This is a genomic window from Citricoccus sp. K5 (assembly GCF_902506195.1).
Taxonomy (GTDB): domain Bacteria; phylum Actinomycetota; class Actinomycetes; order Actinomycetales; family Micrococcaceae; genus Citricoccus.
The window spans coordinates 49,564-61,396 of record NZ_LR732819.1 but is presented as its reverse complement, the minus strand read 5'-3'; the positions used below and the strand labels follow the sequence as shown (position 1 = coordinate 61,396).

At 66.1% G+C, this 11,833-nt stretch carries 10 protein-coding genes; all 10 read left to right on the top strand.

Annotation, left to right across the window (positions count from 1 at the left end):
• Positions 1-2 precede the first annotated feature (2 nt).
• Positions 3-209, top strand: coding sequence for a hypothetical protein (locus tag BOSE125_RS17410; RefSeq protein ID WP_159555413.1), 207 nt, complete (start codon positions 3-5; stop codon positions 207-209).
• Between the two features lie 2 nt (positions 210-211).
• Positions 212-454: a hypothetical protein gene (locus tag BOSE125_RS17405; protein WP_159555411.1), complete on the top strand. Its 243-nt coding sequence runs from the start codon at positions 212-214 to the stop codon at positions 452-454.
• Between the two features lie 2 nt (positions 455-456).
• Positions 457-1,014, top strand: coding sequence for a hypothetical protein (locus BOSE125_RS17400; protein ID WP_159555409.1), 558 nt, complete (start codon positions 457-459; stop codon positions 1,012-1,014).
• A 99-nt stretch (positions 1,015-1,113) separates the two neighbouring features.
• Positions 1,114-1,329: a hypothetical protein gene (locus BOSE125_RS17395; protein WP_159555407.1), complete on the top strand. Its 216-nt coding sequence runs from the start codon at positions 1,114-1,116 to the stop codon at positions 1,327-1,329.
• Entirely contained in the window at positions 1,322-1,882 is a 561-nt protein-coding gene (locus tag BOSE125_RS17390; protein ID WP_159555405.1) for a hypothetical protein, read from the top strand. Before BOSE125_RS17395 ends, BOSE125_RS17390 begins: the two co-directional genes overlap by 8 nt.
• On the top strand, positions 1,795-2,259 hold the full coding sequence (locus BOSE125_RS17385; protein WP_159555403.1) for a hypothetical protein: 465 nt from the start codon (positions 1,795-1,797) through the stop codon (positions 2,257-2,259). The genes BOSE125_RS17390 and BOSE125_RS17385 overlap by 88 nt, the downstream gene beginning before the upstream one ends.
• Positions 2,260-2,271: 12 nt before the next feature.
• Positions 2,272-5,826, top strand: a complete 3,555-nt coding sequence (locus BOSE125_RS17380) for a phage tail tape measure protein (RefSeq protein ID WP_159555401.1) — start codon at positions 2,272-2,274, stop codon at positions 5,824-5,826.
• Entirely contained in the window at positions 5,823-6,608 is a 786-nt protein-coding gene (locus BOSE125_RS17375) for a hypothetical protein (protein ID WP_159555399.1), read from the top strand. The genes BOSE125_RS17380 and BOSE125_RS17375 overlap by 4 nt, the downstream gene beginning before the upstream one ends.
• Before the next feature lie 9 nt (positions 6,609-6,617).
• Positions 6,618-7,733 (top strand): hypothetical protein, encoded by a 1,116-nt coding sequence (locus BOSE125_RS17370; protein WP_159555397.1) that lies wholly within the window; start codon positions 6,618-6,620, stop codon positions 7,731-7,733.
• Positions 7,734-8,243: 510 nt separating this feature from the next.
• Positions 8,244-11,765 (top strand): hypothetical protein, encoded by a 3,522-nt coding sequence (locus tag BOSE125_RS17365; protein ID WP_159555395.1) that lies wholly within the window; start codon positions 8,244-8,246, stop codon positions 11,763-11,765.
• Positions 11,766-11,833: the final 68 nt, after the last annotated feature.

The following is an 11,833-nucleotide window of genomic DNA, read 5'->3' as shown; positions in this document are numbered from 1 at the left end:
CCGTGCCGAAGCAGTCCCCTGATGGCCGTGTGTGGGCCATCCGAAAGAACGACGCCACCAAGCAGAAGTTCCGGTGGCCCGCCCACCTCGTCGAGCTCGACGACAACCTCGACTTCGCCCCCTCGGAGAAGAACCGGCGCCGCGTCACTGAGCCCGAACCGAACACCACCCCCAAGGCCAGCCGCGTGGCCGAGCCGAAGGACGCCTGACCATGAGCAACGAGATTCCAGAGGGCTACGAGCCCGCTGAGAACGCCGCAGCCAATGACATCGTCATGGACGCCCTTGAGAAGGCGCTGGCCGCGCAGGACCGCGACCCCTACGGCGAGGACAGCCCAATCGAGCTGATCGGGCTGTCAGACGCTGTCGTCGAGGCACTGCTCAAGGCAGGCGTCGCCATTCCCGAAGGGCTGCAGAGCCCGTTCACTACACCCCTCACCCAGAAGGAGTCCTGACCATGACCGTCACCCCCATCTCTGCCCTGCCCCCGCGAACGTTCGCCGAGCAGCGCCGCAAGATCACCGTCCTCACCGCACCCCCGACCGAACCCCTCGGTGCGCTCACCGTCGCCACCCTGACGGCCGGCATGGACGCCGCCTGCCGTGTCGCCCAGGAAGGCACCCGGTTCGCGGCCACCGCCTCGGAGACACTGAACCAGCCCGCCGTGTGCGAGCCGTCCTCGGCTTCCGTACCCGCCCGCTCGAACTACGAGGGCTCCATCGCGGTGTTCCGGTACTTCGACGAGACGAACCCGGGCGCTGCCGACCCGACCGGCGACGTCCTGTTCCAGGCCCTCAAGGTCAAGGGCACCCCCGTGTACGTGGTGGAGTCCCTGACCGGCAAGGACTGGGACGAGGAGTGGGAGGCCGGCGACGAGTACTCCGTGTTCGCCGTGACCACGGACAACTGGCAGCGCCAGGCCGACCCTCACGCCGGGTACATCCACGTCACGATCCCACTGACGGTGCAGGACGCCGAACTCAACGGCGTCGTCGCAGGCACCGCCGGGGCCTGACCCACTGAACTCCCGGTCCCGGCGTGCTGATGGGTCACCGCCGGGACCGGGTCCAGCCCCTCCTGATCACCCATCGAAACCCATCAAGGAGAACCCATCATGCGACTCATCTCCCTCGGCGCGACGGTGCACGCCAACGCCGACCACATCACCCACCTGCAGACTGAACTCATACCCGAACGGAACGCAGGTGTGGTCATCATCCACCTGACCGGCGGGGCCAAGATCAACTACCAACTCGACCGCCTCGGCGTGCCACTCGCGAAGCAGGCCGACGACATCATCAAGCAGATCCAGGAGGCCGCTCGTGGCTGACCTGGACCCAGATACCTTCGACCTCACCGGATGGCTGGCCGGCCACGACCCGGACGAGTACCGGCCCCGACAGACCGTCACCGTCTACCTCATCCAGCCCGGCCTCAAGGACGAGCTCGACCGCCTCCGCGAGGAGCACACCAACCGTGACGCTGCGGTCAAGCGAGCCGAGACCGAGAAGCTGCAGCGCTCCGTCGCCGAGCCGTCCGCCAACGCTCACCAGGTGGCCCTCAACCGCATCGAGGCCCGCATGGCCGAGCTCATCGAGCAGGTCGACGAGGCGAAGCGGGAAATCACCATCATCGGCATGATCAACCCCGAAGTTGAGGCAGCCACCGCCGACATAGAGCGCAAGGACGCCGCCGGCCGCACCTACGCCCTGCTGGCCGCCTCCGCTCGAGTCGACGGCAAACGCGTCACCGTCGATGGACTCAAGGCCCTGCACTCCGCCATCGGCCAGGGCCAGTGGCAGCAGCTCGTGAACGCCTTCAACGAGGCCACCTACGGCGATCCGACCGGCGGCGTCACGGCCCCTTTCTCGCCGAGGTCCTGACCCGAGACCACGCCCGCCCCACCCTCGCCCTGCTCGACACCAGCGTCCGTTACCAGCGGGCCCCGTCGGCGTGGGTGGGCGGGGACGGGACTTGGACGGATCGGGACCACCTGCTCACCCACGCCCACACCCTCTACCAACGGATGCTCTGCCCCGACTGCGGGCGCACCCTCACCGAGTGCGGATCCGGCGCCTACAACGTCCAGACCCGCATCTGTGAGCCGTCGGCCGCCATCCAGCGCTGGCGAAAGGAGAACAAGGACCCCGCCCCCGGGATCGTCCTCTTCGCCGTGCCCTCCGAAGCCGCAGCCGACTCACCCACCGTCGCATCCGCACCCGCCTGGTGGCGCGAGAAGTACGGAACCCCAACCGAATAGAAGGAGGCCACCGTGGCGGATGAAGTCGTACGGTCACGGTTCGAGGCCGAAACCTCCGGGTACGACCGGGCGATGGAGCGGTCCGCGAAGGTCACCGACAAGTTCGCCGACTCCGCAGACAAGGCCGGCAAGGCCACCGAGCAGTCAGCGCAGAAGCAAGAGCGGGCCGCTCAGAATGCCGCCAAGGCCCAGGACCGTTCCGCTGACGCCGCCGGCCGCCTCCGCGTCGCCCAGCAGAAGCTCAACGACGCCCGCACCAGCGGCGACACCACCCGCATCGTTGCCGCCGAGGAAGGCGTGGCCAAGGCACAGCGCGACGTTGAGCGCACCGCCCAGGAAGCCGCATCCGCCCAGGACGCCCTGCAACGTGAGCTCGCTGGATCCGGGGACGCCGCACAGCAGTCAACCGGCAAGTTCGAGCGTCTCTCCAAGGCCGTCAAGGACCACCGCGGCGACATGGAGCAGGTGGGTACCGTCGCCCTCGCCGCCGGGGCCGGACTGACTGCCGCTGCGGCTGGCATGGGTAAAGCCGCCATGGACTGGGAGACCGCGTGGGTCGGCGTCAATAAGACCGTCGATGGATCAGCCGAAGAAATGGCAGCCCTCGAGGGCGAGCTCCGGACCCTCGCCACCACCCTGCCGGCCACCCACACGGAAATCGCGGCCGTCGCCGAGGCAGCCGGCCAGCTCGGCATCGCACGGGAAGACGTGGCCGCGTTCACCCGCACCATGATCGACCTCGGCGAGACCACCAACCTCACCGCCGAAGAGGCCGCCACCACCCTCGCTCAGTTCATGAACATCATGGGCACCAGCGCGGACGACATCGACAACCTCGGATCCTCCCTCGTGGCCCTCGGCAACGACGGCGCCAGCACCGAGAAGGACATCCTCATGATGGGGATGCGCGTCGCCGCCGTCGGCAAGCAGATGGGCATGTCTGAGGACCAGGTCATGGCCCTGGCCTCCGCGATGTCCTCCGTGGGCATCGAAGCTGAGGCTGGCGGTACCGCCATATCCATGGTGATGAAGAAGATCGACACCTCCGTCCGTGAAGGCGGGGACTCCCTCACCGGGTGGGCCGAAGCGGCCGGTGTCTCCGCAGAGGAGTTCGCCAACGCCTGGCAGAACCGCCCCGCCGAGGCCATGGTCATGCTCACCTCCGGGCTGGGAGACGTTGCCGCCAACGGTGGAGACGTGAACGGCATGCTCGCCGACCTCGGCGTGAAGGGTGTCCGTGAGGCAGACACCATGCTTCGCCTGGCCCAGTCCGGGGATCTGCTCGCCGAGTCCTTCGAAACTGGCGCCGAGTCATTCGCGTCCGCGTCCGCCCTGGCCGACGAGGCCTCCAAGCGGTACGAGACCGCAGAGTCCCGCATCGCCGTGTCCTGGAACAAGATCAAGGACTCCGCGATCGACGCCGGCGGGGCCATCCTGCCCGTCGTCGCGACCGTGACCGAGTCCATCGGTGGCATTGCCGAGGTGTTCTCCGCCCTGCCTGACCCGGTGAAGGCCGGACTGGGAGCCCTGACCGGTGCCGGTGGCATCGCCTTGTTGGCCGCCGGCGGGTTCCTTACCCTCGCCCCCCGAGTCGTGGACACCGTCGACGCCATGCGCGGCCTCGGTGTCACCGGCGCCCGGGCAAAGTCGGCACTCCGTATCGGTGGTATCGCCACCGGTGCCGCGGTCGGAATCACTGCCCTCGTGACCGGCCTGACCGCCCTCTACAACTCCACACGAGACGCTGCACCTGGCGTGGAGGAAGTCGCCAACGCCACGCTGAAACTCAACGAGGCCGGCGACTCGGCCGACCTGGACAGCAAGTTCGACTTCTCCGGAATCACCACCCACGTCAACGGGTTCGGTGACGCGCTCAAGCGCATCGACCTGTCCAACCCGATCAAGCACGTCCAGTCCTTCGGCGACACCGTCTTCCAGCAGGACAACGTCATGTCACAGGTGCGGGACACCATCACGTCCCTGGACCAAGCGCTGGCCACCATGGACGCCGAATCGGCAGCGCAACAGATGAACGCCCTGCGCATCGAAGCGGAGTCCGTTGGCCGCATGGACCTGTCCTCCTGGACCGAACTGCAACGGGTATTCCCGGAGTACGCGAAGGGCGTGGAGGCCGCGGCCAACGCCACCGGGCAGGCCACGTCCGAGGCGGACCTGTTCCAGGCCGCCATGGGCAACCTCCCGGCGCACATGCAGGCCGTCGCCGAGGGCGGAGAAGCCGCAGGCGAGGGAGCCGCGGCCGGCGCCGAAGGAATCAACGAGCTCGGAGAAGCGGCCGAGGAAACCGAAGAGTCCCTGTCGGACATCGTGGACGCCATGATGACCCTCGGTGTCATCAACCGCGACGCGCAGGCGGCCACCGATGCTCACCAGCAGTCCCTCCGGGACCTGGCCGAGTCGTTCAAGGAGAACGGCATGTCCATCGAAGGGAACACCGAGAAGGCCGCGGCCAACCGCGCCGCCACCCGCGAGGTCGCCGAGACCGCGTGGGACGCTGCGGCGGCCCTGGCAGAGCAGGGGGCCGCGCACGGAGATGTTCGTGCCGAGCTCGAGTCCGGGTATGCCGCCCTGTACGAGACAGCGCGTGCCTCTGGGATGAATGCCACGGCCGCCGAGGAATGGGCTAAGGCCCAGCTTGGCATCGACCGGGACGTGGAAGTGTCCACGTGGATGGATGAGTCTGCTGCTCGTATGGCCGAGTTCACCGGGCAGGCTGTCGAAGCCATCCCTGGGTACAAGGGCGTTACCGTCGCTGTGTCCGAAGACGGCACCGCCGGCTCCGTGCAGGAGAAAATCAACGAGGTCACCGGCAAGACGGAGCACATCTTCGTCACCGAGGACGGAACGACGATCGATGTCCAGGCGAAGATCCGGAACATCAACGGTGTCGAACGCACCGTCTGGGTTGATGACAACGGCACCGTGTACGGGACCCAGCAGGACATCAACAACATCGAGGGCACCGACGTGGTCGCCCGCGCCCATGCCGAGACCGCGGCTGCTGAGCGTGAGTTCGCCCAGTTGGCCCGGACCCGGTCAGTGAAGTTCGTGGCGTCCGGGCTGAACAACCTGAGCAGTTCCCTGTCCGGGATGATGAACCGCTTCGGTGGCTACACAGGCGGCATGGTGGGTCGAGACTTCGGCCTGCCGCGCCTGGCCAATGGCGGGCGCCTGCCCTACTACGGGTTGGGCACGGACACCATCCTCGGCATTGGGTCCCACGGAAGGCCGACAGCCCTTGTGGATGATGGCGAATTTGTGGAGCCGGAGCCTATGACGCGGAAATACCTCGGAGTGCTTGAGGCGATCCGGGTGGATCACCCATCCATCCAGCACCTCGCCGGACTGCAGGGCGGGGGCACGGTGGGCCGGGAGTGGTCGGGGTCCTCGATTAACGTCGGCCTCGACTACGAACGACTGGAGGCGTCACTGGGTGGGCGTGGCGGTCCGCAGATCAATCTCGGGGGCATCCACACCATTGATCCGACAGCGGCGGCCAAGGTCGCTGTGGGGGATCTGCAGCACGCATTGGAGGTCAACGGACTATGAGCCAGATTGTCTACGTCGATGGGGTGAACATGTCGGCGCTGCCGTATGGGGTAAGGGCTACGGTCACGACCTTGGACGGCTGGTGGGATTCGCCGGAGACGCGTTCCCAGTCAGTCCCCCGCCTGGCTCGGGGCGGAGATTTCGAGGCCCCGGTCTATGACGAGGCTCGGTTCATCGAATTCGCGGCCAACATTCACGCGCCGTCGCACGAGTCCATGCACAAGATCGGCATGGTCTTCACTGGCATGTTCCGCCGCAATGGCGGGCGGGGTGCGTTCCGTGTGGACGATCACTGGCCGGGTCAGTATCAGTTCGCCAACGTGGAGCGTGCCTCCTCGATCCGGTTCACGCCGATCACGGACAAGCTGGCGCGGCTGTCGATGACGCTGAAGGCCCCAGACCCCTACAAGTACGGGATCCGCAACGAGTTCAACGGCGTGCCGGGGACCGCCATCGACATCCACCATGACGGCAATGCTGAGGCGTGGCCGATCTTCGTGGTGTCTGGGACGTTCCCCGGTGGGTTCACGGTGTACGGGTCCTCGACCGCCCCGATTGCGTTTACGGACGCCATCTGGCAGTCCGCAGGCGATGTGGTGACGATCTACTCCGGCACAGGCGAGGTCTACCTGAACGGCAACCCGGCCCCCGGCGGGTCGGTCGGACGGTCCACGCTGACGTCTGTGGCGCCGAGTGAGTCCCGCCGGGTGAACGTTATCCCCCACGACGGGGCGAACAGCACGGCCACGTACCTGGTCCGGCTGTACGACACCTACATCTAAGGAGGCCGCGTGGAGCGGGACTGGCGGTTCTTCATCGTGAGCACGAACAGCGGGGTCGTCCATCGGGAGATCTACCCGTCGGCGTTCAACGGGGACATTTCCTTGAACACAGGTGTCGGCGGATCGGTCACGATCCCACTGGCGTCCGTTCGCGACGCGGGCAAGTCGTACTGGGAGTCGCTGACCCTGCCGACCATCCGGTCCTTGTTCGTGACCTACAAGGGTGTCGCCGTGTGGGGCGGTGTGGTGTGGAAGCGGAAGTACACCAAGTCCGCGAACACGATCACCCTGACGATGCAGGATCTGTGGTCGGTGCTGAAGCGCCGCTACCTCATCCGGGCTATCACCCGGCCTGCCGAGTCCCATCTCCAGTTCGGGCCCTACTCCTTGGTGACCGCTGCATGGAAGATCGTCCAGTTCGCCAAGGATGACGCCACCTGGCGCGATGACCTGCCGATCATCTTCCCGTCCAACACGGTGGCTGGCGACACGGTGCTCAACTACCGGGGGTACCAGGCCATTACGGTGGCCGACGCGGTGGAACAGGTGATCGGTTGGTCCGGCGGACCGGATGTCTGGTTCAAGCCGGAGCGCAACACCTCTGACAGCACGGGCCGGTTCCACTGGCGGATGCAGTCCGAGGCCGCCCTCAACATGGACCACCAGATCGACGTGAACCTGGTGGGCTCGGGCGTGGACTACGAGGTCGAGCACGATGCCGAGAACGTGGTGAACAAGGCGTACGTGTTCGGTGTCGGCAACGGGTCCAAGACCGCGTCCGCGTCCGAGTTCCGCCACGAGACCCAGTACATCCAGTTGGACGGGGCGTGGATGGATCGCAAGACCCACCAGCGCCACCATCTCGTCCGCTTCGCCGGGGAACGGGTCCGCCGGAACGCCGACATGAACTACACGCACCGGATGACGATCCACCCGGATGGGTTTCCTGGCCTGCTGAACAACAACGAGTCCGCGCTGAGGATCGTGCCGGGCATGGTCGTGAACCGCATCTCGGACGACTCGGACCCGTTCCTCAACCCCAATAAGTCGTTCCGGCTGGCCGGTTACCGGCTGTCCGTCGGCGCGAACGGCGCAGACCCCATTGAGCTTGATCTGAGAGGATGACCAGCTTTGGCAGACCGTAACCCCCTCACCCTGGATCAGGGTCCGATGGTGACCACGATGAAGGCACTGGACCGCCGTGCCAGGTCTCTTGAGGCAGGGTTCTCCCTGGCCAACTCGTCCGTGGATGACGGCGAGGTGATGGTCATCGGCCCGGGTGGCCACATCGAAGGCCTGCCGCTAGAGGACATCCCAGTGGATACCGTCCCGCCGCAGGCCCCATCCAAGCTGGTGACGGCAGAGCGGTACGGTGTCCTGTTGCCGCAGTGGGACGGGCTGGGTGAGGACGGCCAGTCGATGCCGGACGACTTTGCCAGCACCACCGTGTACGCCGCCCTGTCAGCCACCGCGCCTGACGATGAGTGGGAGGCCGTAGGCACCCTTGGTGGCGGCGGCGTGCTGCCGGTGGCCGGCCGGGAGGCTAACGTGCCGGTGTTCTTCCGTGCCATCGCTGCCGATACCACGGGCAACCGTTCCGATCCTGGTCCGGCGTCTGACGGGGTGGCCCCCTCCGTGCTGGTCAACGTGGACGACATCAAGGCCGTGCTGGCCGCGGCCCGTGAGGAACTGGCGGAGTACGCGGAGACGGCCGACGCCCGCATGGTCACTCTGGACCAGAAGGCCACAGAAGCCCGCACGGACATCGACGCCGCTGTCAGCCGGCAAGGTGAGCTAGAAATCATCCTCGAGCCGCTGCCCGGTCAGGTGGAAGCGGCAGAGAAGAACGTCGAGATCGCGACCAACGCCGCCATCGCCGCCGAGGCACGGGCGACCGAGGCCAACAACAGGGCGATGACCCGGCTGGCCAACGGCAACTTCGAGGCGGGATTGCAGTACTGGACCGGCAATGCTGTTCTTGCCGACGAGGGCCATTCCGGCTCCCACTCCGCGCTCATCGGTTCAGTGGGCGACGGGATCACGCCAGAGTCGTTCATGCCCGTTGTGGAGGGGCAGATCTGGGAGCTGCAGTATTACTTCAAGGCAGCAAACGATGCCGCTGTCGGGGCGCAGATCGTGGCCGCCCTGATGGACGAATCCGGGGCGTATGTATCTGGGTACTGGAGGAATACCGAGTCCACCATGGACTGGCAGGATTCCGGCGCGCTTCGGTACACACTTCCAGCCGACGTAAATATGGTGCGCCCTAGGATCTTTCGGTCCGGTCTGGCAACCAAGGCGGCTCACTTTCTGATTGACGACGTGGTCCTCCGTGATGTGACCGACGTGGTCCGCCTCGAAATCGCCGCGCAGGAGGCCAAGAAGGCCGGCACGGATGCCCAGTCTACGGCCGCCGCACTGCAGCTCCGCGTGGACGGCGTGGACACCCGCCTGGAAGCCGCAGAGGGGCGAACCGAGGCTGTGGCCGGCGAAGCCGCCGAAGCCCTGTCCGATCTGGACGCCGCCCTCACGCAGGCGTTCCAGCAGGGTGACACGGCCGCGAAAAATGCCGCCATCCAGGCTGCCGCCTCCGACGCTACGACCAAGGCCAACAACGCTCGCACCGCCGCTGAGGCTGAGGCCAAACGACTCGCCGAAGCGGAGGCCGCTGCCGCCCAGTCTGCTGCTGAGGCGACCGCCGCTGCCGACGCCAAGACCAAAGCCGACAAGGCCCTTGCCGACGCCAAGCTCGATGCCACCAGCAAGTCCGGAGCGGCGCAGACCGCAGCGGAAGCGGAGGCTAAACGGCTGGCTACCGCCGCAGAGAACGCGGCCAAAGCTGCTGCTGCAGCCGACGCGAAGGCTAAGGCTGACGCTGCTCAGGCTGAGGCCATCAAGCAGGCCAAGGCTGACGCGACGACCAAGGCTGATGCCGCTCAGGCAGAGGCCCTCCGGCTGGCCAAGCTCGACGCTACGGCGAAGGCTGACGCGGCCAAGAGCGGGGCGATCAGTGCTGCCGCTGCTGATGCTCAGGAAAAGTTTGATGCCGCCATGTCCGCCGCTGTCGAGGCCTACAAGTCCACCGAGAATATGGTAGCCAACGGCTCGTTCGAGCAGGGCTGGACCGGATGGAACCGCGAGCACTCCGGTGGCACTGTTGACACCTCTGTGTCCCGTTCTGGCGGATCTTCTTTTCGGACTAACAACAATGGCGCGGCAAGCCAGGCAGAGTTCCCCGTGCAGGCCGGGCAGATCTGGCGCTACTCGTGGTGGTACAAGACCGAAGCTGGATTCATCTCTGGCACTCCTGGTGGTTTGCGGTTGCGTGGCAAGGGGGCCGCTGGCGTCCTGACCGACGTGGCCTCTACGGCCATGACAGAAAGCCTTGACTGGAAGCATCAGGCAGTTGAGTACGTTGTACCTGCGAATGTGACTCACTTGGCGGCGCGCTTCGCGTTCGCAATGGGTAGTACTCAGAAGAACATCTGGGTTGACGACCTCGAGTTGAAGAACGTCACCGATGTGAAGAGGCTTGAGCAAGCTGCGCTGGCCGCGCAGAACAGGGCCGACAGCGCACACGGCGAGGCCGGCAAGGCGTGGAACCACGCCGATGCCGCGATGGATGCCGCCGCGACGGCGAAGTCCGACGCTATCAAGCACGCTGACAGCCTGCCGAAGGTGCTGCACGGCACGGCCGGCCCGTCGGGCACGGCTCCGAACGGCTCAATCTGGTGGCAGCACCAGAGCACCCTGTCCGGTCGTGTCATTGGCCAGTGGAACCGGGTGAACAACGCCTGGGTCTCCACCCCGATCGACAGTGCGGCCATCGCCAACCTGGACGTGGGCAAGCTGACCGCCGGCAGCGCCGAGGTGGCCGAGCTGGTCACGCAGAAGCTCCTGGCCAACCAGGCGATCATCAACCGCCTCACGGTCGGAATCCAGGCGTGGATCAGTGGCGTCCTCATCAAGGATGGGGCTATCGACGCCTCTAAGATCACTGTCACCGACGAACTGATCACGGACATCTTCGGGGCCAATCGGGCGCTGATCGAGGACGAGTTGGTGGTGCAGGGGAGCCTGTTTGCCAATAACGCCACCCTTATCTCGGCAGCCATGAAGACCCTCTCCGTCACGGAGAAGGCCCAGTTTGCCGACGCCTATGCGGATCAGCTCTACGCGGCTATGGCTGTTATCGAGAGGCTGCAGGCCACTGAGGCCTGGATCGGCGGGACACTCCTCAAGGACGGGGCTGTCACCACTGACAAGATGACAGTGACGGAAACGCTGTGGGCGGCGCTGGGCCAGTTCGTGGAAATCACGGCAGGCATGATCAAGGCCAATGCCTTCGAGGGCCAGACCTTTACCGGCGGCCGCTTCGTGGGCGCGCTGTTCGAAACACTGGCCGCAGCGAACCGGGGACTGAAGTGGGACGGCCAGGGCATTCGGTCATTCGATCCGAATGGCAATCTCATGTTGCACTTCGACTCCGCGACGGGCAAGCTCATCGTCGGGCCTAACGGCATCATCGAGGGCGGCAAGATCCAGACCACGCCCGTGCCGTCCGACCATGTGGTCGGGGCCCACAACTCGGTCTACATGAACACGAACGGCATCAGCGTCGGCACTGCTGGCGCGCAGTCCGGCGACGCGCTCTGGTACGTCTCCGCCCGCGACGGGCACATGTGGGCCGCCGAGGCGCAGATCGACCGGCTGGTCGGCGGCCTCGCACTCGAAGGACCGGCCTACTCCTACGCCGCTGACGGCAACTGGAACATGCCACAGCCTGTCGAGTCCGAGGCGCAGCTCACCACGAAGGCCTACGTCGATAAGCAGGCGGGCGGCCAGTGGGCTTTCATCCCCCTTCGGAACGGCTGGACAGCATTCGGTCAGGGCTATGCCGGGCCGCAGTGGCGCCGTGAGGGAAAGACCGTTCGCTTGCGTGGGGTCCTCAGCGGTGCCATGGCCACCACTGCCATGTCGGTTCTGCCCGCCGAGGCGCGGCCGACATACCCGCAGCTGCTCAATGTCCGCGCATGGACAGCCCAAACGGCGCCCTACCGCCTCAACATCGCCACCGACGGCACCATGTCCCAGACCGGACTCACCACCGTGCCGTCCTGGATCTCCTTGGACGGCGTCACCTACCCCATCGACTGACGCAACGGCACCCACTAGGTCGACCTCATCCGGTCCACCATTCACGCCCTGATCACCACAATCCGAGC